This is a genomic window from Stenotrophomonas sp. YJH_SMC_57 (genome assembly GCF_059369755.1).
In genome coordinates this window covers 72,423-93,642 of sequence record NZ_JCAFSZ010000016.1, presented here as the reverse complement: position 1 = coordinate 93,642, position 21,220 = coordinate 72,423, and the positions used below count along the sequence as shown (strand labels likewise).

Annotated in this window: 22 protein-coding genes; 8 read left to right on the top strand and 14 right to left on the bottom strand. The window is 67.5% G+C overall.

Features of this window, described 5'->3' with window-relative positions:
* Positions 1-131: 131 nt before the first annotated feature.
* Entirely contained in the window at positions 132-1,079 is a 948-nt protein-coding gene (locus AC5P7U_RS19105; RefSeq protein WP_049458919.1) for a nucleoside hydrolase, read from the top strand.
* Positions 1,080-1,083: 4 nt separating this feature from the next.
* On the opposite strand, the gene AC5P7U_RS19100 is transcribed toward AC5P7U_RS19105, so the two are convergent.
* From AC5P7U_RS19100 to AC5P7U_RS19070, 7 genes are all read right to left on the bottom strand, one after another.
* Positions 1,084-2,343 carry an MFS transporter gene (locus AC5P7U_RS19100; RefSeq protein WP_006423946.1) on the bottom strand — a complete coding sequence of 420 codons (1,260 nt, stop codon included), beginning with the start codon at positions 2,341-2,343 and terminating at the stop codon, positions 1,084-1,086.
* Between the two features lie 78 nt (positions 2,344-2,421).
* Complete coding sequence (locus AC5P7U_RS19095; protein WP_006423945.1) at positions 2,422-3,435, bottom strand: hypothetical protein; 1,014 nt, start codon at positions 3,433-3,435, stop codon at positions 2,422-2,424.
* 97 nt (positions 3,436-3,532) lie between these two features.
* The gene (locus tag AC5P7U_RS19090; protein ID WP_495221356.1) at positions 3,533-3,943 is read right to left on the bottom strand and encodes a hypothetical protein; all 411 of its coding nucleotides are present in this window, start codon (positions 3,941-3,943) and stop codon (positions 3,533-3,535) included.
* Positions 3,944-3,974: 31 nt separating this feature from the next.
* Positions 3,975-5,111 (bottom strand): metallophosphoesterase, encoded by a 1,137-nt coding sequence (locus AC5P7U_RS19085; RefSeq protein ID WP_197563851.1) that lies wholly within the window; start codon positions 5,109-5,111, stop codon positions 3,975-3,977.
* Between the two features lie 61 nt (positions 5,112-5,172).
* Positions 5,173-6,711 carry a TerC family protein gene (locus AC5P7U_RS19080; RefSeq protein ID WP_006423923.1) on the bottom strand — a complete coding sequence of 513 codons (1,539 nt, stop codon included), beginning with the start codon at positions 6,709-6,711 and terminating at the stop codon, positions 5,173-5,175.
* Between the two features lie 43 nt (positions 6,712-6,754).
* On the bottom strand, positions 6,755-6,979 hold the full coding sequence (locus AC5P7U_RS19075; RefSeq protein ID WP_005408494.1) for a helix-turn-helix domain-containing protein: 225 nt from the start codon (positions 6,977-6,979) through the stop codon (positions 6,755-6,757).
* Between the two features lie 13 nt (positions 6,980-6,992).
* Entirely contained in the window at positions 6,993-7,460 is a 468-nt protein-coding gene (locus AC5P7U_RS19070; protein ID WP_197563856.1) for a DUF2975 domain-containing protein, read from the bottom strand.
* 250 nt (positions 7,461-7,710) lie between these two features.
* Here AC5P7U_RS19070 and AC5P7U_RS19065 point away from each other — a divergent pair, with 250 nt between their 5' ends.
* Both AC5P7U_RS19065 and AC5P7U_RS19060 read left to right on the top strand, forming a co-directional pair.
* The gene (locus tag AC5P7U_RS19065) at positions 7,711-8,022 is read left to right on the top strand and encodes a metalloregulator ArsR/SmtB family transcription factor (protein WP_006423919.1); all 312 of its coding nucleotides are present in this window, start codon (positions 7,711-7,713) and stop codon (positions 8,020-8,022) included.
* Between the two features lie 24 nt (positions 8,023-8,046).
* Positions 8,047-9,438 carry a DUF2867 domain-containing protein gene (locus AC5P7U_RS19060; protein ID WP_006423918.1) on the top strand — a complete coding sequence of 464 codons (1,392 nt, stop codon included), beginning with the start codon at positions 8,047-8,049 and terminating at the stop codon, positions 9,436-9,438.
* Between the two features lie 22 nt (positions 9,439-9,460).
* Here the strand turns inward: AC5P7U_RS19060 and AC5P7U_RS19055 are convergent, their stop codons facing one another.
* The 6 genes from AC5P7U_RS19055 to AC5P7U_RS19030 form a co-directional block, all read right to left on the bottom strand.
* Positions 9,461-9,964 (bottom strand): GNAT family N-acetyltransferase, encoded by a 504-nt coding sequence (locus AC5P7U_RS19055; protein WP_006423917.1) that lies wholly within the window; start codon positions 9,962-9,964, stop codon positions 9,461-9,463.
* 13 nt (positions 9,965-9,977) lie between these two features.
* Positions 9,978-10,415, bottom strand: coding sequence for a hypothetical protein (locus AC5P7U_RS19050; protein ID WP_197563850.1), 438 nt, complete (start codon positions 10,413-10,415; stop codon positions 9,978-9,980).
* 70 nt (positions 10,416-10,485) lie between these two features.
* Positions 10,486-12,228: a GGDEF domain-containing protein gene (locus AC5P7U_RS19045; RefSeq protein ID WP_495221354.1), complete on the bottom strand. Its 1,743-nt coding sequence runs from the start codon at positions 12,226-12,228 to the stop codon at positions 10,486-10,488.
* Positions 12,229-12,388: 160 nt separating this feature from the next.
* On the bottom strand, positions 12,389-13,414 hold the full coding sequence (locus tag AC5P7U_RS19040; RefSeq protein ID WP_006423859.1) for an AI-2E family transporter: 1,026 nt from the start codon (positions 13,412-13,414) through the stop codon (positions 12,389-12,391).
* Positions 13,415-13,495: 81 nt separating this feature from the next.
* Positions 13,496-14,563: a sensor domain-containing diguanylate cyclase gene (locus tag AC5P7U_RS19035; protein WP_006423857.1), complete on the bottom strand. Its 1,068-nt coding sequence runs from the start codon at positions 14,561-14,563 to the stop codon at positions 13,496-13,498.
* Between the two features lie 103 nt (positions 14,564-14,666).
* A complete protein-coding gene (locus AC5P7U_RS19030) occupies positions 14,667-15,701 on the bottom strand; it encodes a LacI family DNA-binding transcriptional regulator (protein WP_006423855.1) in 1,035 nt (344 codons plus the stop codon).
* Between the two features lie 95 nt (positions 15,702-15,796).
* Here AC5P7U_RS19030 and AC5P7U_RS19025 point away from each other — a divergent pair, with 95 nt between their 5' ends.
* From AC5P7U_RS19025 to AC5P7U_RS19005, 5 genes are read left to right on the top strand one after another with little or no spacing between them, the layout of a single operon-like run.
* Positions 15,797-16,849, top strand: coding sequence for a TIM barrel protein (locus tag AC5P7U_RS19025; RefSeq protein WP_197563848.1), 1,053 nt, complete (start codon positions 15,797-15,799; stop codon positions 16,847-16,849).
* 27 nt (positions 16,850-16,876) lie between these two features.
* Positions 16,877-18,094, top strand: coding sequence for a nucleoside permease (locus AC5P7U_RS19020; RefSeq protein ID WP_006423851.1), 1,218 nt, complete (start codon positions 16,877-16,879; stop codon positions 18,092-18,094).
* Positions 18,095-18,106: 12 nt separating this feature from the next.
* Positions 18,107-19,231: a Gfo/Idh/MocA family protein gene (locus tag AC5P7U_RS19015; RefSeq protein ID WP_495221353.1), complete on the top strand. Its 1,125-nt coding sequence runs from the start codon at positions 18,107-18,109 to the stop codon at positions 19,229-19,231.
* A 19-nt stretch (positions 19,232-19,250) separates the two neighbouring features.
* Positions 19,251-20,117 carry a sugar phosphate isomerase/epimerase family protein gene (locus tag AC5P7U_RS19010; protein ID WP_197563846.1) on the top strand — a complete coding sequence of 289 codons (867 nt, stop codon included), beginning with the start codon at positions 19,251-19,253 and terminating at the stop codon, positions 20,115-20,117.
* 18 nt (positions 20,118-20,135) lie between these two features.
* Positions 20,136-20,432 (top strand): c-type cytochrome, encoded by a 297-nt coding sequence (locus AC5P7U_RS19005; protein ID WP_040008546.1) that lies wholly within the window; start codon positions 20,136-20,138, stop codon positions 20,430-20,432.
* Positions 20,433-20,462: 30 nt separating this feature from the next.
* Here AC5P7U_RS19005 and AC5P7U_RS19000 read toward each other — a convergent pair whose 3' ends face one another.
* Positions 20,463-21,206, bottom strand: coding sequence for a 3-keto-disaccharide hydrolase (locus AC5P7U_RS19000; RefSeq protein ID WP_414554722.1), 744 nt, complete (start codon positions 21,204-21,206; stop codon positions 20,463-20,465).
* Positions 21,207-21,220 lie beyond the last annotated feature (14 nt).

The window sequence follows — 21,220 nt, the reverse complement described above, 5'->3', positions numbered from 1 at the left end:
CTGGCCGCATTATGCCGCCCCGCCCCGGCATTGGCCCTGCCTGTCATGAAGATGGGACAATGTAGGGCGCGCCGGCCTGCCCCGTGGCCGCCGGCGCCCCCCGCACCACACGGAAGAAGAAGAACAACAACATGCTGAAAGTCATTTTCGATACCGACCCGGGCGTCGACGACGCCCTGGCCCTGCTGTACCTGCACAAGCACCCGCAGATCGACCTGATCGGCGTCACCACCACCTTCGGCAACGCCTCGGTTGAATCGACCACGCACAATGCGCTGTACCTGAAGCAGGCCTGGGGCTTTGCCGCCCCGGTCGCGCGCGGCGCGGCAGGCCCGCTGCAGCCGGAAGCCACTCCGGAAGCGTGGCCGGTGCACATCCACGGCCACAACGGCCTGGGCAACCACCCGGTGCCGGCGCAACTGGACGTAGCCGCCGACGCGCGCCCGGCCGCGCAGCTGATCATCGACCTGGTCCGCGCCCACCCGGGCGAAGTGACCCTGGTTGCCGTGGGCCGCATGACCAACCTGGCGCTGGCCCTGCAGCAGGCCCCGGACATCGCCGGCCTGGTGCGCGGCGTGGTGATCATGGGCGGCGCCTTCCACGTCAACGGCAACATCACCCCGGCCGCCGAGGCCAACATCTGGGGCGATGCCGAAGCGGCCGACGTGGTGTTCACCACCAATTGGCCGGTCACCGCGATCGGCCTGGACGTGACCACCCGCGTGGAGATGGACCGTGACGGCCTGGACACGCTGGCCGGGATCGGCGGTGCCGACGCCGAGCTGGTGCGCGCGCTGTCGCAGGACTACGTGGACTTCTACCTGCAGGCCGGCCACAAGGGCATGGTCGTGCACGACTGCTGCGCCTGCATCGCGCTGACCCGCCCGGAACTGTTCCAGTTCGAGCGCGCCAGCGTGCGCGTGGCCACCGACGGCGTCGCCCGCGGCATGACCATTCCCAAGCCGGAAGGCATGGGTTTCGGCCCCAGCGTGTGGGATGGGCATGTGCTGCAGTCTGTCGCCATCGGCGTGGATGCGGCCGCCGTACTGGCCGACATCGAGCAGACCCTGAAGGTCTGATCGGCTAGCGCCTGGACCTGCCCGGGACCGTCTCGGGCAGGGTCCACAGCACCGGCAGCACCAGCACCGCCACCAGCGCGATCATCGCACCTGGCGCTGCCGCCCAGCCGCTGTGTTGCACCCACCATTGCGCCAGCCATGGCGTTGCGCCACCGAACACCGCCGTCGCCATGGTCACCCCCAGTGCCAGCCCGCTGACCCGGCCTTCGCCGGGGAACTGCTCGGCCGTGGCCGGTGCCGCCACCGCACTGACCCCACCGGCCACGCAGGCCAGCAGGACCGCCGCCAGCGCGATGCCCCATGCCGTTGCCTGCGCCATCCACGCGAACAGCGACAGCGGCAGCAGCGCCGCCAGCACGGTCAGGCCCAACAGCATCGGCCGCCGTCCAATGCGATCGGACAACGCCCCACACAATGGCGTGATCGCGATCACCGCCACCGCCGCAATCGTCGACAACCACAGCGCATCGCCTTCGTCGTGGCCCTGCGCATGCAGGAACGCCGGCACATAGGTGATGCCCACGTAGTAGGTGATCGAGCCCAGTGCTGAGATCGCGAAGGTGCGCGCCACCGCCCGCGGATGATGGCGCAGCACGTGCCTCAGCGGCGTGGCCGGAATGCTGCCCTCGCGGCGCTGGCGCTCGAACTCGGGCGACTCGTGCATTCCCGAGCGTGCGACGAGGATCACCAGCGCCAGCGCCGCGCCGACGAAGAACGGAATGCGCCAACCCCAGCTGTCCAGTTGCACGGTGGGCAGCAACGCCACCGTCGCTGCCGAGATCGCCACCGCCAGCAGCGCACCGACTTCACTGGCGGCAGAGGCCAGCGAGGTCACCAGGCCGCGTCGCCGTTCCGGCGCGCTTTCCAGCAGATACGCGACCACGCCGGTGTATTCACCGCCCACCGAGAACGCCATCACGCAGCGCAGCACCAGCAGCAGCACGCCGGCGGTGGTGCCCGCCGTTGCAGCAGTCGGCAGCAGGGCGGTGGCCAGCATCGCCGCCGCCATCAACGCCATCGAGGCCAGCAGCATCCAGCGCCGGCCCAGCCGGTCACCCAGGTGGCCAAAGCACAGCGCGCCGAGCGGGCGCATCAGGTAGGACACCGCGAAGCCGGCCAGGGTGACCAGCATCGCCTGCTCGCCACCGCCAAAGAACACCCGCGACAGTACCGTGGCGAAGTACAGGTACAGGGTGAAGTCGTACCACTCCACCACCGTGGACAGGCCGGCCACCCACATCGAGCGCTGCCGCGCCACGGTCATTGCGTATTCGCCTTCAACAGCCTCGATCCCGGTTGCACAGGTTCGAAGCAGGATGTCATGGCCGGGGTGAAATACCGGTCATCGGCTGTCCGTCGCCTGCATGTACTGGGTTTCATGGCCGGTGAAACGCTCGCCGTCAAAGCCGAAGCAGAAGCGCCCCTCCTCGAACACGCGGTAGACCAGCAATGCGCCATCGAGGCAGAACTGCTGCTGGTCCACGCCCGTCTCCAGAGTCCCGTAGCCGGTAGCCTCTCCGCCCTTCCCCGCTGCTCCGGTGAAGGCGTCGATCGGCAGCGGTGTCGCCTCGCCGGTGCGGGTATCGACCAGCACCACCGTGCGCTGGAAGTACTCAGGGCGATCATCGGTCTGCACCAGCAGATAGTGCTGGTTGAAATTGGGCTTCTGGTTCTGCAGCGCATCCTCGATGCGCGCGCGATGCCGCGCATCGCAGAAGTCGACCGGGCTGTAGCGGTAGCTGCAACCGTCGTGGTCGTAGGGCAGGTTCATGCCGGCATAGCGGACGCTTCCCTCACTGTCCACGTCGTGCCCCAGTTCCGGGGTGCTGCACAGCAGCCACGAACGCTGCGCATCCTCGGGGTCGGCCATCAGTTTCGGCTCGCGCCCCTCTTCGTAGGCGGCACCGCCCGGAAAATCCTGCCCGAAGTGCTTGCGGATGATCGGGCGCGCTTTCTCCAGCGGCAGGCCGATCTTCGCCCCACGGAACGACACGAACGTCATCGTCGGCAGAATCACTTCGTCCACGGGCAGCCCCTTCCACTGGCCCTGTACGCAGAACGTGGCGATCTCGTTCTCCGCGTCCTCCCGGCAGGGCGTTGGTGCATTCGCGGCCAACCAGGGGTGGGCCGGGCGATCGGTTTGTTGATCGATGTACCAGCCCTCCAGCGCACACGTCGGCATGGCATCGAGCAGCGGGGAGAGGTCGGTGCTGGCCACTGGCGCGGCAACCGGCGTGTCTGCCGCGGGTGCCTCGCCAGGCACCTCCGGTGTGCGCTGGCAACCGGCCAGCAGCAGTGCACCGACCAGCAGTGCGACGAAGCGCGAACGCCCGCGTGAGTGATGTGCTTCCTGCATGGTGTCTTTCCCTATTTGAGAACCCCGTGCAGATGATCTCTGATCCGGAGCCCGTTTGAATGCTGGATGCAGGGCGATCTTGCTGGATGGCCTGGAGCTAACGGGAGTGCAGGCGTGCCACCCGGTAAGCGCCGTAGGCATCGAAGATTCTCTGCATCCGCGCCTGCTGCTTCACGCCCATCGGCACCCGCTGCACGCGCTTCAACAATGTCTTCCACATGTAGCCGGACCGGAAGTAGTAGGGCCGCACTTCGAGGAAGGTAAGCACTACATCCAGCGCGCCCGGGTCATGCTCGGCCAGCAGTTTCAACGCCTGGTCATAGCCGCCCGGAAAGGCAAGCTGATCGTAGCGCAGTTGATACTCGGCGCAGGCCGCAGCGTGCAGCGCCCGCTGCTCCGGCCCACGCCAACGCGTACCTGCGGTATCGCGGATCACCTGGCGAAGCCGGTTGATCTCATCGGCATTGGCGCGGATCAGGCGTTCCATCGGAGCGCGGGAATGCGCCATCGCCTCTTCCTCCATGAAGGCGTGTGCAGCATCACGGCGCGCGGCGCAAGGTCAGCAGGGTGATCTCGGACGGAACACCGATGCGCGCAGGGAACCCGGCCCACAGGCCTGCACCGTTGCTCACGTACAGGGTCATGCCATCCACCTCGTAGCGGCCGGAGACATAGCCGCCGTTGGCGCGTTTCACCAGCTGGTCCATACCGATGATCTGGCCGCCGTGGGTATGCCCTGACAGCTGCAGCTTGACGCCGCGCGCGGCGGCCTCGCGCGCATTGCGCGGACGATGATCGAGCAGGATCACCGGAGCGGACGGATCGGCACCGGCCAGCGCCGCGTCCAGATCCGGCAGCGGCAGTCCATAGCGTGCCGCCACCGGATCGGTGACACCGGCGATGGTCAACGCCGCCTCACCACGACGCACCTGCAGATGGCTGTTCTCCAGCACCTGCATGTGCAGCGCGCGGAACGCCTGCATCCAGTCCTGGTACTGCGCGTAGTACTCGTGGTTGCCGGTGATCGCGATGACGCCATCCGGCGCATGCAGGTCGGCCAGCGGGCGCGCGTCATCGCGACGGGCCTCGACGCTGCCATCGATCAGGTCGCCGGTGATCACGATCAGGTCCGGCTTCAGCGTATTGCTCTGCTCCACCACCCTGCGCACCCAGTCACCGGTCAGCAGGCGGCTGGCATGGATGTCGGTCAGCTGCAGCACGCGGTAGCCGTCGAAGGCGGCCGGCAGATCCTTGATCGCCACGTCGATCTGCCGGGGCTTGGGCACCGCCATGCCCTGGCTGACACCATAACCGCTGACCAGCAGCGCCAGCACAGCGGCCACGGGACGCAGCCAGGGGGCGCGCAATGCCGATACCGCGCGCGGCCGGCGGAGCAGGCGCGACAGCAGCAGTCCTGCGTCCAGCACCAGCATCACCAGCGCAAGCAGCAGCACCGCCGTCGAGCCGGTGGCCAGCGTGGCGATCGCCAGCTTCGGTATCTCCGGCGAGGCCATCGTGCCCCAGAAGGTGGCGACGATGCGCAGCTGCACGGCCACAGCCACCAGCAGCAGCGACAGCACGACCTTCAATGCGGTGGGCAGGCGCAGCGGCCAGAACAGGCGCCAGGCCACGTACAGGCCCATCAACAAACCGATCGTACTCAGCACTGCAACCATCCAGGAAGAAAAGCGGGCCCGCCATGGTGACGGGCCCGCGTGTCATTGGGTAGAGGCAGCATCACGCCCCGGGCAGGCGCTCCACCCGCAGGCGGGCGATGCGGCGCTTCTCCATCGCCAGCACGGTGATGCGCACGTCGGCGATCTCCACCGCGTCGCCGATGTCCGGCAGGCGGCCCAACCGCTCCAGCACCAGCCCGGAGATGGTCATGTAGTCCGCGCTGCGCGGCAGCGAGACACCGGCCAGGCGCTGCAGGTCATCCAGGGTCAGCGCACCGTCGGCCTCCCACTGGCCTTCGCCCTGCGCGACCACGCCATAGCGTTCGTCCTGGGTATCCACCAGGTCACCGGCAATCGCGGCCAGCAGGTCGTTGGCCGTCACCAGGCCTTCCACGCTGCCGTACTCGTCCACTGCCACCGCCAGCGGCACCGGGTGCTGGCGGATCAGCTCCAGCGCCTGCAGTGCACTGGCACTGGACAGCACGTACTGCGGCTCGCGCAGGTTGCCTTCCAGCTGCAGCGGCCTGCCCTGCAGCAGGTCGGCCAGCAGGTCGCGGCTCTGCACCACGCCGCGCAGGCTGTCCAGATCGCCGTCGCCGACCAGCAGGCGGGTGTGCGGCGATGCCACCAGGCGCGCCACCACATCATCCTGCCCGCGTGCCAGGTCGATCCACTGCACGTCGGCACGCACGGTCATCACGCTCGACACCGGTCGATCGGCCAGCCCCAGCACGCTGCGGATCATCTCGTGCTCGGCCGGCTGCAGCCGCTCTTCGGCATCGGCGTGTGCGTCCTCGCTTTCGTCGTCGTGTCCGTTGGCCGGACGCGCCCCCAGCATGCGCAGCACGGCGTCGGCGGTGCGCTGTCGGAACGGCTGGCGCCGCTCGTTGCGCTCGCGGTTGAAACGCACCCACTGGTTGAACGCTTCGACCAGGATCGAGAAGGCAATGGCCGCGTACAGGTAGCCCTTCGGGATCTTGTAGCCCAGGCCCTCGGCCACCAGGCTGAAGCCGATCATCAGCAGGAAGCCCAGGCACAGCACCACCACCGTGGGATGCTTGTTGACGAAACGGGTCAGCGGCTTGCTGGCCACCAGCATCAGCGCCATCGCGATGGTCACCGCGGCATACATCACGCCGAGGTTGTCGACCATGCCGACCGCGGTGATCACCGAGTCCAGCGAGAACACTGCGTCGAGCACCACGATCTGCGCCACCACCATCGCGAAGCTGGCATAGACCTTCTTGCCATCCTCATGGTGCTCGCGGCCTTCCAGCCGTTCGTGCAGTTCCATCGTGCCCTTGAACAGCAGGAACAGGCCACCGCCCAGCAGGATCAGGTCACGCCCGGAGAAGCTGTGATCGAACAGCGTAAGCAGCGGCTCGGTCAGCTTCATGATCCAGGCCAGCGCCGCCAGCAGCACCAGCCGCATCAACAGGGCCAGGGTGAGGCCGATCACCCGTGCGCGGTCGCGCTGGTGCGGCGGCAGCTTGTCAGCCAGGATCGCGATGAACACCAGGTTGTCGATGCCGAGAACGATCTCCAGCACGACCAGGGTTGCAAGGCCCATCCATATCGAGGGGTCAGCCAACCATTCCATTTCAGGTCCGTTTCGTCAGTAGGTAAGGGAGAAAAGCAGTCATTCAATCGGCATCCTGCGCCTGCGCCGGGTCATGACCGAGCAGGTCGCCGGGCGTGCACTGCAGCTCGCGGCAGATCGCATCGAGGGTGGAAAAGCGGATTGCGCGTGCCTTGCCGGTCTTCAGGATCGACAGGTTCGCCAGGGTGATGTCGATGCGCCCGGCCAGCTCGGACAGGGTCATGCCCCGTTCCTGCAGCATGCGGTCGAGGGTGATGACGATCGCCATCAGCGCGTGCCCATCAGACCAGACCGTCCAGGTCATCGCGCATCGCCGCGCCTACGGCAAACACGCGTGCCAGTACGAACAGCATCAGCACCGCGACCAGGCCGGTGATCGACATGCCACCGCCGACTTCCATCCAGGTGAAGTCCGGGCCCATCCAGGCCGCGTAGGCACCGATCAGGATCGACAGCAGCTCCATCGCCAGCATCAACCACGCCATGCGCTGCAGGCGCTGTGCATTGGTGTGGGTGAACGGCTGCTCGCGCGCCGCCGAGTCCAGCAGCCGCAGCAGATGACGCAGGAACACCAGGCACAGCACCAGCAGCACGACGATGGCGCCCAGCCCCAGGCAGAAATGCAGGAACAGATCGTTGCCATGCGCGGCCGCAGCAGCGGCATCGTGGACGCTGTCCAACAGCCAGCGGCGGTCGTGGCCAACCAGGGGAATGGCCAGCAGTGCGGCCAGGATGCCCAGCCAGCACATCGCGCGCACGGCCTGCACGGCGGCCTGGGCCAGGGTGAACAAGCCTCGCGCGGGTCTGGCGCGGGCGGGTCGAGCGGTCAAGCGGCCTCCGGCATTGGGGTGGCATGCCACCCCGGGATGAATTTATCGATAAACGATATATCACAACCCGCGTGAAAGGGTGAATCGCGAGCGAAGCAGTCAACGCGGCGCTTGACAGCCGCCCTGCACAGGAAGACCATTAATTAACGAATTAGTTAATTAGCTCGCCATGGACCGTATCTTCGAAGCGCTCGCCTCCACCGCCCGCCGGCAGATCCTGGCCTACCTCAGCGCTGGTGAGCTCAGTGCGGGCGAGCTGGCCGGGCGCTTCGATTTCAGCAAGCCGGCGCTGTCCAGCCACCTGCGCATCCTCGAGGAGGCAGGGCTGATAGAACGCGAGAAGCGCGGTCAGTTCGTGTACTTCCGGCAGGTGCCCGACCGCCTGGCCAATACGCTGTTTTCCTGGGCGGCTGAAGTCTGCCCGGTGGGCGGTCCGCTCAAGCGCGAGGCCCGTGCCCGCCGCAAGTCCCCTGCCCGCTGAGCATCCCTGCCAAGGAGCGCGACCATGCCTGGCTCGACCCGCGACCGCCGTTCGTTTCCAGCCGTCCAGCTTCCCGGCCAGGAAGGAGCCAGTCCCACCGAAGTCACGCTGATCGCACAATTGGGGATCGGTGCCGGTGATGCCCTGATCACCGACGCCAGCCAGCGCCAACGCCACCACCCGGCCTTCATCGATGCGCTGGATGAGCCCTCCGCACGGCTGGGCAGCATGCATCTGCAGCAAGGCGACCCATCCTCGCTGTACAGCTTCGCTGTCGGAGCTGGCGGCCATCCATTCCATCGCCATGCCGGTCCGCGCATGTTCACGGCCATCGCCGGAAGCGGTGGCACCGAGCTGCGCTTTGCCAGCGCTTCCGACGCGCAGCTGGCGCGGGACCCCGGCTGCATCCCACGCACGCTGCGGCGCATCCGCATCCCACCGGACTGCCTGTTCACGGTGCGCTTCGGTGGCGGGACCTGGCACCAGTTCGCGTCGACCCACCCCCAGCACCCGGCGCTGTTTGCGCTGTCGTGCCACAGCAATGAACTGGCCGGTGCGATGAGCGAGCACACCCGTGCGCAGGTACTGCTCAATGCCGCCGACATTCCCAGCCTGACCGATGTGCTGCCGGAAGCATGCTGGCCCACCGCCGCCGCGCTGGCGGCCACACCACTGGTACAGCTGTCACTGCAGGCCGCGCCACCCAGCCTCCGCGCACGGCTGTGCACGCGCACCCGAGCGGTGTTCGGCCCGCTGCGGCGGATCGCATTGCAGCGACATCGCGGGTTCGTCGAACGCGCTACGCCCGCCTATCCCCTCCATTCGCAGGTGCCACCCAGCGATGGCCTGCTGGCCGCAGCATTGCCGCTCAGCCATTACCAGGACCTGGCCACAGTGCGGCTGGACAGCATGCAGGCAGTCCACCGTTCCGCGTCGGCACTGCTGGCCGACGTACTGGAAGGCTTCCTCCGCAATCGCCCCAGCGGCGTGGGCCGGTTGATGGCGCTGCGCAACCGCCTGGTTGCACCGATGCGGCTGCGCACCTCCCCGCTGGGCTGCCCGGTATCGTCGCTGCTGTCCAATGACCGCAGCCGGCTCTTCGCCGGCCGCTATCCGGTGCTGGATTCACGGGTCGATGCAGATGACCAGTGCGCGGAAGTACTGCTCGGTGCCGATGATCGCCACCTGCGTTTCCGCAGCAGCGTGCGCGTGCAGCTGCGTGCCGGCGGCCACATCGAGATCAGCCTTGGTTCGCGCGTGCAGACCCACAATGCGTTCGGCCGCGTCTACATGGCGTTGATCGATAGCACGCACCGCCACTATGTCGCGCCGGCGCTGCTGCGCCGTGCGGTCGAGCATGCGCTGGCGCCGGAACTGGCCGACCTCGATGAGTGCGCGGCGGGCGCAGTGCATTGAGGAAACCCGCCCGCGGCCGGCACTACCCGGCGTTGTAGCGGTACACCAGATCCTCCGCATCGCTGCGCACGGCATGCTCATCCAGCACACCGCCGAGGCGCTGCGCAACGGCCTGTGATGCGAGGTTGTCCGGCGCCATGTAGCTGACCAGGGTCGGCAGCTGTGCCACCACGAAGGCCCAGTCGCGCAGTGCCCCGGCCGCTTCAGTGGCGAAGCCCTGCCCTTCGTGGCCGTCATACAGCAGCCAACCCAGTTCCTTCTCCGGAAACAGCGGGCCATGGTTGATACCCACCTGGCCGATGCAGGCACCGGTGTCGGCCCGTTCGATCATCAACGCACCATGGCCGAACAGATGCCAGCTCGCCAGGTCATGGCAGAACTGGCCCCACGCGGCAACCTCATCGAATGGACCGCCCATGCCGCGCGCGCGTGGCGACGCCAGGAACGCGGCATAGATGCCGAAGTCATCCAGCTGTTGAGGACGCAGCCGCAGGCGCGCGGTGTGCAGGGTGGGAATATCGAGCATGCTGCCGGTCGGCTCAGTACACCGCGAGGTGGCCGCAACCGCGTCGCTGCGGTTGCCCTTCCATCGTCACCTGCACGCTGGCCAGGGTGTCGACACCATCGGCATTGCGGCACGACTCGCGCTTGATCTCGACAATGGCGGGCTGCCTGTCCAGCTCACCATTGAGCACGATCAGCGAACTGGGCGCATCGGCCGGCTGCCCGAGATAGCGCAACGTACCCTTGTGGGTACGGCCATCGGCGCTGAGGCTGGCATCGTGGTTGCCGTTGCCGGTGGACGCGATCTCGATGCTCCACCCTGCCCCGCCACCGGTGAACGCAGGCACCGGGCTCATGCCGGCCGCGATCGAGGGAGGGCGCGGCTCATCGGCCGTGGTCTTCGATGCGGGGCTGGCGCAGCCGGCCAGCAGGCCCGCAAGCAGTGCGGCGAAGGCAAGGGGATGCACGGTCATGGTGGGCTCCTGCAGCGATCGGGCCGCCAGTGTAGGGCGCGCCACGTGCGCCGGCGATGAACATGACCGGTCAACGTGAGGTGCGTCCCCCACCGGCAACCCGCACGCGGTCGCGGCCTTGTGCCTTGGCCTGGTACATCGCCGCATCGGCCGCGCGCAGCAGGGTGCGCCAGCCCAGTGCGTCGGTACCGCCCTCGGCCACGCCGAAGCTGGCGGTCACGCGCAGCGTGCTATCGCCGCCCACCACGATATCCAGCTGCTGCAGCGCCAACCGCAGCGATTCGGCCAGCCGGCGACCGGCATCCAGATCGCCATCGGCCAGCAGCACCAGGAACTCTTCGCCACCGTAGCGGGCGATGCTGTCGCTGCGGCGCAGGTGGCGCTGCAGCAGCTGCGCGACCTGCACCAGCACCTCGTCGCCGGCATCATGCCCATGGCCGTCATTGATCGACTTGAAGCGGTCCACGTCCAGCAGGATCACCACCGCCGCCGCAGCGCCCTCGGCATGGCGCTGCTGCACCCGCTGGTCCAGCGCGCGGCGGTTCAACAGCCCGGTCAGTTCATCGGTACCCGCCAGCTGCCGCAGCTCACTGGTCAGCGCCGAGCGTTCGCGCGAGGTTTCGCGCAGGACTTCGATCGCATCGAACAGGCGCTGCATTTCCGCCAGCGGATGGGTGACGTGCTGCTCCGGCCCCGGTGCGTCGGAGGCGATCTGGATCACCTGCCGCTGTGCCTGCAACAGCGGGCGCAGGATCTGCACATGGGCAATGCGCAGGGCCACGCCCAGCACCAGCAGCGTACCCACGACCGTCGCTACCAGCACTGCCAGGCGCATGGCCGCGCGGTTGCGGGTATGTTCGAAGCGGGCAATGGACACACTCAGGTAGCCATCGCGCAGCGCCTCCAGCGACTGCAGCGTCGGCACATAGCGCCGGGTGAACTCGGCAGCGGTCCACGGCGGAGGTACACCACGACGACCGCCTTCGATCAACTGCTCGACCATCGGCAGCGATTCACCGAAAAACTGCCGCCGCGCCATGTCCCAGTGCCAGGACAACGCCGGGTCACTGCGGAACACTGCCTCGTGGCTGCCGGCCAGCCGCCACAGCTCCAGCAGGCGGCCCTCGGTCTGCAGCGCCGCGCGCACCTGCTCGTTGCGCCACGCACCCGGCACCGCCACCGGCGCCATCACGTTGGACGCCAAACGCCCGCCGTGCTCGCGCAGGTCGATCAGCACCTGGCCCTGCATCGCCGGAATCGCTGCCTCGCGGTCGGCGCGGACCAGTACGTTGATCTGTGCGGACGTCAGCAGGTGCAGGCGGTCGACCACCGCGAACATGCTGCTGATCGCGCGCTCCACGTCTTCGACCCGGCGTGCGTCCTGCGGCTGCGCCGCCACCCGGTCCACGCTGGCACGTGCCGACTTCAGGCGGCGTTGCGCATCGGCCAGCATCGCATGCGCATCAACCTCGCCCGGATCGGCCTTGAACGCGGTGTCCAGCTGCAGCATGGCGGCGTCGACCCGCCGCCGCACCACGGCCAGCTGCATGGCCAGCCGCGCCTGCTCGGCGCCTTCGTCCGCGCGCGCGCCCAGCAGGCTGTTGGCCGGGCCGCGTTCGGAGGAAACCAGGTTGGCCAGATCAAACGTCTGCCGCAGCTGGCGCAGGCTGACCAGATTGTCCTCGGCGGCGGCATAGCGCATCGTGCCCTGGACCAGGGCGATGACCATCAGCGGCAGGGTGCAGACCACGAACAGTCCCGCCAGGATCCAGACCCAGGTCCGCAACCCGATGGGCGATACCTTGCCGGCCATTCAACTTTCCCCTGACGTGCGGATCACTGTACTGAGCGGCCCCGGCAGTGCCAAGCCAGCACTACGCGGCCCCTGCCACTGCGTATACCCCAGTCATCGCGAACGTGCCGCCAAGAGGCGGCACCCGGCTCACCGAAACAGATCCGTCACGTCAGCGGGGTCAGATCCAGCGTTGATCCACCAGTTCCCGCTTCACATAGGCATAGAACACCGGCGCGGCCACCAGCCCCGGCAGGCCGAACGCCGCCTCCATCACCAGCATGGCCAGCAGCAGTTCCCAGGCGCGTGCCTGGATCTCGCCACCGACGATGCGCGCGTTGAGGAAATATTCCAGCTTGTGGATGACGATCAGGTACAGCAGCGCCGCCACCGCCACGTAGAACGACACCGACAACGCGACGATGGTGATGATGGTGTTGGAGATGATGTTGCCCACCACCGGCAGCAGCCCGGCGACGAAGGTGATCAGCACCAGCGTCTTCGACAACGGCAGGTGCACCCCGAACAAGGGCAGCACACCCAGCAGGAAAATGGCGGTGAACACGGTGTTGAGCAGCGAGATCTTCACCTGCGCGAACACCACCTGGCGGAACGCAGTGGCCAGGCGGCTGGTGCGGCCGATCAGTTCCTGCGCCAGCGGCCCCATTTTCGGCAGCGGCAACTCGTCATACAGCGCGATCATCGCGCCCAGCACCATGCCGATCAGTACGCGCACGCCTACCTGCACCACCGAGGTACCGGCCACGCCCAGCTGGCGCTGGTGCTCGGCGGCCCAGTCGTTCAGCGCTGCGCGCAGCGCCGGCATGTCTTCGGGAATGTAGGGCTGCAACAGCGCCGGCACCTGGTGCCGCGACGAATTGAGGATCTCCATCAGCCGCGCCAGCAGCGCGTCCGGCCCGCCGGTCTCGTTGCGGAAGAACGAGGCCACGCCGATCCCGGCCAGTACCAGCGCGCTGATGATGACCGCCGACAGCACGATCACCGCGATCGCCCGCGCCCGACCCGGTGGCAGCCGGCCTTCCACGGTGGAAGCCAGCAGGTGGGTCAGCTGGAACACCAGCAGGCCCGACAGCAGCGTCACCACCAGGCCCAGCTTCAGCGCCAGCCACATGCCCAGCAGCATCATCAGCCAGGCCGCGATCCTCGGAACGGGGGGCTTGGGCTGCACAACAGGGGCGTCTTGCATGGGGGCACGTCCGGGCGGGGTGGCCCATGGTAGAGGATTGGCCGTGCGATTCCGTGTGCAGGATGAACGGCCGTTACGCCGTCATTGGGCGGCGCCGTGTTCGCCGTAGCTGGCGTTGTTCTTGCCCTGCCGCTTGGCGTGGTACAGCGCCCGGTCGGCCTGCGCCAGCCAGTCCTCCACGCTACCGCCGCGTGGCGTGGCAGCAATGCCGATGCTGACGCTGAACTCCACGCCCGGGGTGGCCTGGCGGGCGGCCTCGAGCAGGTGCAGGCGCACCCGCTCGGCCACATGCATCGCATCCACCGGCGCGCAGTCGTGCAGCAGCACGACGAACTCGTCGCCACCGAGGCGCGCCGGGGTGTCACCGGGCCGGGCAAACGCGCGCAGGGTCGAAGCGATGTGCCGCAGGACTTCATCACCGGCACGATGGCCATGCGAGTCATTGATGCGCTTGAAATCATCCACGTCCAGCATCAGCAGGCAGGCAAAACCGCCCTGGCGCTGCGCCTTGTCCAGCGCCTGTTGCGCGCGCAGGATCAGGAAGCCGCGGTTGGCCAGCTCGACCAGCGGGTCCATCCGGCTCAAGCGCTGCAGCTGCCGGTTCTGCGATTTCACCCGACGCGCCAGCTGCCAGCTGAGGATGCTCAGACCGATGCCGTAGACGAACAGGAACGGCACGCTGAGCACGATCGTGCGCTGCGAGGTCACCGGTTGGTAGGGAAACCCGAGGGCCCACCAGGTGATCGCAAAACCCAGCACCAGTGCCAGCGTGGCGCGCATTGCCAGGCGCACGCCGCCGGCCGCGATCTTGTCCGCAACCAGCAGCGCCGCGAACAGTGCACTGGGCACCGCGCTCAACCCCATGAAGGCGATCCAGCCACCGCCGAACAACGAATCGGCCACCATGCAGCGGAACTGGACCACGGCAGGCTGCCGGGAACGGTGGGTCAGCAGCAGCGCGAGCGCGGGCCAGGCCAGTGCATTGAGCAGCAGCAGGACCCAGGCCAGCGCACCGTCATGGCGTTCCAGGATGATCGAGGCGATCGGGATCGCGCCCAGGCCATTGCCCACGAAGCGCATCCAGCCGATGCGCCGCGCCGCGCCGATACCTTCGACCGCGACCTCGGTCGAGTCAGTCAAGAACGGCATTGCCGACCCCCTTGCGCGATCGCACGTTCCATCTCAGCACTCCAGCCCGGCACTCCACCTCGACGCGTGCCGGGCTGCCTGGCGTGAGTCTGACAGCTTCGCGTCAATTCGGGATCAAGGGATCAAGGTCGCGACCTGGCCCGGGCGCCGCCGTCGAGCCCCGCAGCATCAGGCTGAAATCCAGCGTCTGCTGAAGCGGCACATCGGCATGCTCGATGATCGCCAGCAGCAGTTTGACTGCGCGCTCGCCGATCTCGCGCATCGGCTGCCGGATGGTCGTCAACGGCGGCGTGAGGTAACGCGAGGACGCCAGGTCGTCGAACCCGACGATGGACAGGTCATCCGGCACGCGGACACCCCGCTCACGGCAGGCCGCCAGGGCGCCCAGCGCCATCTGGTCGCTGAAGCAGAAGATCGCGGTCGGTGCCGGTGCCACGTCCAGCAACGCCATCGCCGCCGCATGGCCGGATTCCACGGAAAAGTCGCCTGGCACGATCCGCTGCTGGCGCAGGCGTCCGCGCGCCTTGCCCGCGGCCCGGACGCCCTGCAGCCGCTGCTGGTGCAGGGGGTTGTCGGGCGGCCCGCCGACCACGGCGATCTGCTCGTGACCCAGTCCGTAAAGGTGTTCCATCACCGCGCGTGCAGCCGCCGCGTTGTCGATGTGGACGCTGGGAATGCCGAGCGCAGGGTCGAACTCGCATCCGTTGACCACCGGCGCGGCGACGCCGCGTTGCTGCACGATCTCACGCGCCGTTGGCGGCAATCGATGCCCCAGCACGATCATGCCGTCGGCCTCGTTGCGCCGGAGCATCTGCGCATAGCGCTCCTCGCGGTCGGGTTGATGCTGGGTATCGCCCAGCAGCACCGCGTAGCCGACCGCCTGTGCAGCCTCCTCTGCGCCTTGCAGGATCTGGGCGAAAAATGGATTGGCGATATCCGGCACGGTGACCAGGATCTTGCCGCTGCGCTGGGTCTTGAGTGTCCTGGCCACCGTATTGGGCACGTAGCCGAGCGCGGCAGCCGCCTGCTCGATGCGCGCGCGCGTGGCGGGCAGCACCTTGTCCGGCCGGGAAAGTGCCCGCGACACCGTACCGGCAGAGACGCCCACGTGCTTGGCGATGTCGTAGATGGTTGCCATGGTTTCAGCTCTTGTTTCCGCTGTGCACTGCACAACGGGTCTGCGGAAGGCCCATGCTAGGGTAATGCAATCGATTGCATCGAGGGCGAATCATCTTGAAGACGCTCAAGGGTCCGGCGCTGTTCCTGGCGCAGTTCATCGGCGACAAAGCTCCTTTTGATCGGCTGGACACGTTGGCCGGATGGGCCGCGGGGCTGGGCTATTCTGGCGTACAAGTACCCACCACGGCGCCCCACCTGTTCGATCTGGCCCAAGCGGCGCGCAGTCAGAGCTACTGCGACGATGTGTCCGGCATGCTGGCCGGGCACGGTGTGCAGATCACCGAACTGTCGACCCATCTGCAGGGACAGCTGGTCGCCGTCCACCCCGCCTATGACAGCCTGTTTGACGGCTTCGCACCGCCTGCGGTGCACGGCAACCCCGCCACCCGCCAGGCCTGGGCAGTCGATCAGCTGATGCTGGCGGCCAAGGCCAGCCAGCATCTGGGACTGACCGCGCACGCCACCTTCTCCGGCGCGCTGGCCTGGCCGTACTTCTATCCCTGGCCGCAGCGCCCGCCCGGTCTGGTGGACGAAGCCTTCGCCGAACTGGGCCGCCGCTGGCGCCCGATCCTGGATGCGTTCGACGCCTGCGGCGTGGACCTGTGCTTCGAGATCCACCCCGGCGAGGACCTGCACGACGGCGCCACCTTCGAGCGCTTCCTCGACGTGGTGGATCATCACCCGCGGGCGAAGATCCTGTACGACCCCAGCCACCTGCTGCTGCAGCAGATGGACTACCTGGGCTTCATCGACCGCTACCACGACCGCATCGGCATCTTCCACGTCAAGGACGCCGAGTACCGTGCGAGCGCCAGCAGCGGCGTGTATGGCGGCTACCAGGACTGGATCGATCGTCCGGGCCGGTTCCGCTCGCTCGGCGACGGCCAGATCGACTTCAAGGCGATCTTCTCGAAGATGGCGCAGTACGACTTTCCGGGCTGGGCGGTGCTGGAGTGGGAGTGCTGCCTGAAACACCCGGAGGACGGCGCGCGCGAAGGCGCTGCCTTCATCCGCGACCACATCATCCACGTGACCGAACGCGCCTTCGATGATTTCGCCGACAGCGGCACCGACGCCGCTTCACTGCACCGCATGCTGGGAATCTGAGTCATTACCGCCCCGGGAGGGCAAGCCATGACGCACGCCATGTCGCGCTTGGGCGCGATGATGTTTCTGCAGTTCTTCATCTGGGGAGCGTGGTTCGTCACCCTGGGCACGTACCTGGTGCAGGGCCCGCTGCAGGCCAGTGCAAGCCAGGTCGCGACCGCCTTCCTCAGCCAGTCGATCGGTGCCATCGTCGCGCCCTTCCTGGTCGGCCTGATCGCCGATCGCTACTTCGCGGCGCAGCGCATCCTCGCGGTCCTGCACCTGGCCGGTGCGGTGCTGCTGTGGCTGGCGTCCACCGCGACGGACTTCACCACATTCTCCGCCTGCGTGATGGGCTACATGCTGCTGTTCATGCCGACCCTGGCACTGGCCAACAGCGTGGCGATGCGGCACATGCAATCGCCTGAAAAACAGTTCCCGCTGGTGCGCGTAGCCGGCAGCATCGGCTGGATCATCGCCGGCGTGCTGATCGGCTTGATGGGCTGGGAGCAGGCACACCGGCTCGAGCTGACCTTCCAGATGGCCGCGCTGGCGTCGCTGCTGCTCGGCCTGTATGCCTTCACCCTGCCGCACACGCCGCCGCTGGCCCGGCAGCGCGACGCCGGGCTGGGGCAGATCCTCGGGCTGGATTCACTGCGGCTGCTGAAGTCGCGCTCCTATCTGGTGTTCTTCCTGGCCTCCATCGCCATCTGCATCCCGCTCTCGTTCTACTACAACTTCACCAACCCCTATCTCAACGATCTGGGCGTGCGCGGCGCCGCGGGCCTGCAGTCGCTGGGCCAGGTTTCGGAAGTGCTGCTGATGCTGGCCATGCCGTTCCTGTTCGTGCGGCTGGGGGTCAAGACGATGCTGGCGGTGGGCATGGCGGCGTGGGTCGTGCGCTACGGCATGTTCGCCTTTGGCGATGCCGGCAGTGGCTTCTCGCTGCTGGTGATCGGCATCGTGCTGCATGGCATCTGCTACGACTTCTTCTTCGTCACCGGCCAGATCTACACCGATGCCCATGCCGGCCCCGACGCGCGCAGCAGTGCGCAGGGCTTCATCACCCTGGCCACCTATGGCGTGGGCATGCTGATCGGCACCTTCCTGTCCGGCGCGGTGGTGGAGCACTACACCACCGCCGCAGGGCCCGACTGGCAGCAGATCTGGCTGTTCCCGGCCGGCGTCGCGCTCATCGTGCTGATCGCCTTCCTGCTGCTGTTCCGCGACCGGCCGGTGGTTGCGGCCGCAGCGTCCACGCCCTGAGGACCGCAGCCGATGCCCAAGCCTGGAATCGCCATCATCGGTACCGGCATGATCGCAGCCGTGCATCGTCGCGCGGCCTTGCTGGCCGGTGCCGATATCCGTGGCGTGGCCGCCTCTTCCGCGCAACGCGCCGCCGATGTGGCGCAGGCGTGGGGTGTCCCGCGCGGCTACCGGGATATCGAGGAGGTGGTGGCCGACCCGCAGGTGCAGGTCGTGCACGTCTGCACGCCCAACCACCTGCACCGGTCCATGGCCGAAGCTGCACTGCGGGCCGGCAAGCACGTGGTCTGCGAGAAGCCGCTGGCAACCACGCTGGAAGACGCGCGGGCGCTGGCCGCGCTGGCCAGCTCGAGCGGGCTGGTCGCCACGGTTCCCTTCGTCTACCGCTACCACCCGGTGGTGCGGGAAGCCCGCGCGCGCATCGCCACAGGCGACATCGGGCCACTGCACCTCATCCATGGCAGTTACCTGCAGGACTGGCTGCTGGACCCGGCCAGCAACAACTGGCGCGTGGATCCGGCGCTGGGCGGCGCTTCGCGTGTGTTCGCCGACATCGGCTCGCACTGGTGTGACCTGGTGGAATGGGTCAGCGGCGAGCGTTTCACCGAGGTCAGCGCGGCGTTTGACACGGTGATCGCCGAGCGCGGCACCGCGGGTGGGCAGAGTTTCAGCACCCCGGCAGCCGGCGGCGCGATGCAGCCGGTCGCCAGCGAAGACGTGGCGGCGGCGATGTTCCGCACCGGCAACGGCACGCTGGCATCACTGACGGTCAGCCAGGTCTCTGCCGGACGCCGCAATCGTCTCTGGTTCGAGATCGATGGTGCCAGGGCCAGCGTGGCGTTCAACCAGGAAGACGCCGAGCGGCTGTGGATCGGGCGGCCCGACCAGCGCGAAGAGACCTTCGTGCGCGGGCCGGGCGCCGGCAGTGCCGAACAGCGCCGGTTGTCGGTGTTGCCGGCCGGGCACGCACAGGGTTATGCCCAATGCTTCGAGGCCTTTGTCGCCGACACCTATCACGCCATCGACGGCGAGCGGCCCGAGGGCCTGCCTACCTTCGATGATGGCGTGCGCTCGGCGCTGATCGTCGACCGCGTCATCACATCGGCCAGGACACGCGCCTGGACCGCCATCGGTTGAAACCCGGGAGGATCTCTTGATGAAAGCCCCTGTCCGCAGGACCGCAAGCCTCGTTCTGCTGCTGCTCGCCGCCCTGCCGGCCTTCGCAGGCGAAGCCGCAAGTACGCAGAAGCCGATCGCGGTGCAGATGTATACCCTGCGCAATGCCGGATCGCTCGAGCAGCAGTTGAAGATCGTCCACGACGCGGGCGTGCATGCGGTGGAAACGGTCGGCACGCAGAACGCCAGTGCGGCGGACCTCAAGCAGCTGCTGGACCGCTATTCGATCAGGGCCATTTCGTCGCACGTGCCATTGGCCGAGCTGCGCAACAATCTGGATGGCGTGGTGACCTTCAACCGCGCGATCGGCAACAGCACGCTGGTGGTGCCCTACCTGGACCAGAAGGACCGGCCGGCCGATGCCGCAGGCTGGACCGCATTGGGCCAGGAACTGGGCCGCATCGCCAAACAGGTGCGGGCCAAGGGCATGCGCCTGGCCTACCACAACCACGACTTCGAGCTGGCCGACTTCAACGGCAGGACGGGGCTGGAACTGCTGTTCGCCGCCGCCGGTCCCGACCTGCAGACCGAGCTGGACCTGGCCTGGGTCGCGCGTGCCGGCCTGGACCCTGCGGCGATGCTGGGCAAGTTCCGCGGCCATGTCTTCGCCGTTCACGCCAAGGACAATGCCCCCAAGGGCCAGGCCGAAGACGAGGGCGGATTCGCCGCGGTCGGCCAGGGCGTGCTGGACTGGAACGCGATCCTGCCGGCCGCAGCGGCCGCTGGCGTGCACTGGTACATCGTCGAACATGACCAACCGCGCGATCCGGCCAAGGTCATCCAGACCGGCGCGGACTACCTGCGTGAACACCTGACCGTCGATGCGCCCACCCGTGCGCAGCCCTGACGCATGAAGGAGCCCCACATGAAAATGATCCTGGCAATGGCCGTGGCCCTGGGCGGCCTGGGCTCCGCAACGGCCGCCTGGTGCAAGGACGACCCGGCTGCGGGTGCAAAGCTCTACACCGCGAACTGCGTGGCCTGCCACGGCGCCGATCGTGCGGGCATGCCGGGCGCCTTCCCGGCGCTCACCGACATCGGCAAGCGCATGGCACCGGCGCAGATCAAGGAAAAGATCAGCAAGGGCGGTGGGCTGATGCCGCCCTTCTCCCAGCTCTCGCAGCAGGAAATCAACGACATCGCCAGCTACCTGGCGAAGTAAGCGGCCGGCGACCACGCCGGCCGTATGCCACTACAGTTCGCGCACCCAGATGTTGCGGTAGCTGACCCTGGAATCATGTTCCTGCAGATAGAGCGGTGCGCACGCGTGTGGCGCATAGGAAGGTGCACCGATGTATTCGGTTCTGCCCGCCAGCACGGTGTCGTCCTGCACCAGCACGCCGTTGTGCAGCACCGTGATGCGCGCGGGCGACACCAGCCCTCCGCCCGCCGAGAAGCGCGGTGCCTTCCAGAGGATGTCGTAGGCCTGCCACTGGCCCGGCGCGCGCGAGGCATTCACCAGCGGCATGGCCTGCTTGTAGATCGAGCCCGCCTGGCCGTTGGCATAAGTCGGATTGTTGTAGCTGTCCAGCACCTGCAGCTCATACAGCTCCTGCAGGAAGATGCCGCTGTTGCCGCGGTTCTGTCCATCGAAGCCCTTCGTATCGGTTGGGGTGCGCCACTCGACATGCAGCTGCACGTCGCAGAAGCGTTGCTTCGTGCGAATGCCCTTGCTGCCGGGCACGACAGTCATGGCGCCATCAGCAACCTTCCAGGGCACGCGCCCACCCTGCTCGGACTCCCAGGCCGAGACATCCTTGCCATCGAACAATACGATGGCGTCGGACGGCGCCTTGCCTGGCGGCGTGGCCACGGTTGCAGGCACCGGCGTCCACACCTCGGTCTTCTTCGGATCGCGCGCAGGGTCGGCGCCCTCCTGTGCGAACACGGAACCGGCGGCCAGTACACCGGCCGCAATCAGCAGCGGCTTGATCATCATGCAGCGCTCCA

Coding starts and splice junctions, on each gene's coding strand:
- AC5P7U_RS19105 (WP_049458919.1), top strand. CDS start 132: ATGCTGAAAGTCATTTTCGATACCGACCCGGGCGTCGACGACGCCCTG.
- AC5P7U_RS19100 (WP_006423946.1), bottom strand. CDS start 2,343: ATGACCGTGGCGCGGCAGCGCTCGATGTGGGTGGCCGGCCTGTCCACG.
- AC5P7U_RS19095 (WP_006423945.1), bottom strand. CDS start 3,435: ATGCAGGAAGCACATCACTCACGCGGGCGTTCGCGCTTCGTCGCACTG.
- AC5P7U_RS19090 (WP_495221356.1), bottom strand. CDS start 3,943: ATGGCGCATTCCCGCGCTCCGATGGAACGCCTGATCCGCGCCAATGCC.
- AC5P7U_RS19085 (WP_197563851.1), bottom strand. CDS start 5,111: ATGGTTGCAGTGCTGAGTACGATCGGTTTGTTGATGGGCCTGTACGTG.
- AC5P7U_RS19080 (WP_006423923.1), bottom strand. CDS start 6,711: ATGGAATGGTTGGCTGACCCCTCGATATGGATGGGCCTTGCAACCCTG.
- AC5P7U_RS19075 (WP_005408494.1), bottom strand. CDS start 6,979: ATGGCGATCGTCATCACCCTCGACCGCATGCTGCAGGAACGGGGCATG.
- AC5P7U_RS19070 (WP_197563856.1), bottom strand. CDS start 7,460: ATGTGCTGGCTGGGCATCCTGGCCGCACTGCTGGCCATTCCCCTGGTT.
- AC5P7U_RS19065 (WP_006423919.1), top strand. CDS start 7,711: ATGGACCGTATCTTCGAAGCGCTCGCCTCCACCGCCCGCCGGCAGATC.
- AC5P7U_RS19060 (WP_006423918.1), top strand. CDS start 8,047: ATGCCTGGCTCGACCCGCGACCGCCGTTCGTTTCCAGCCGTCCAGCTT.
- AC5P7U_RS19055 (WP_006423917.1), bottom strand. CDS start 9,964: ATGCTCGATATTCCCACCCTGCACACCGCGCGCCTGCGGCTGCGTCCT.
- AC5P7U_RS19050 (WP_197563850.1), bottom strand. CDS start 10,415: ATGACCGTGCATCCCCTTGCCTTCGCCGCACTGCTTGCGGGCCTGCTG.
- AC5P7U_RS19045 (WP_495221354.1), bottom strand. CDS start 12,228: ATGGCCGGCAAGGTATCGCCCATCGGGTTGCGGACCTGGGTCTGGATC.
- AC5P7U_RS19040 (WP_006423859.1), bottom strand. CDS start 13,414: ATGCAAGACGCCCCTGTTGTGCAGCCCAAGCCCCCCGTTCCGAGGATC.
- AC5P7U_RS19035 (WP_006423857.1), bottom strand. CDS start 14,563: ATGCCGTTCTTGACTGACTCGACCGAGGTCGCGGTCGAAGGTATCGGC.
- AC5P7U_RS19030 (WP_006423855.1), bottom strand. CDS start 15,701: ATGGCAACCATCTACGACATCGCCAAGCACGTGGGCGTCTCTGCCGGT.
- AC5P7U_RS19020 (WP_006423851.1), top strand. CDS start 16,877: ATGACGCACGCCATGTCGCGCTTGGGCGCGATGATGTTTCTGCAGTTC.
- AC5P7U_RS19015 (WP_495221353.1), top strand. CDS start 18,107: ATGCCCAAGCCTGGAATCGCCATCATCGGTACCGGCATGATCGCAGCC.
- AC5P7U_RS19010 (WP_197563846.1), top strand. CDS start 19,251: ATGAAAGCCCCTGTCCGCAGGACCGCAAGCCTCGTTCTGCTGCTGCTC.
- AC5P7U_RS19005 (WP_040008546.1), top strand. CDS start 20,136: ATGAAAATGATCCTGGCAATGGCCGTGGCCCTGGGCGGCCTGGGCTCC.
- AC5P7U_RS19000 (WP_414554722.1), bottom strand. CDS start 21,206: ATGATCAAGCCGCTGCTGATTGCGGCCGGTGTACTGGCCGCCGGTTCC.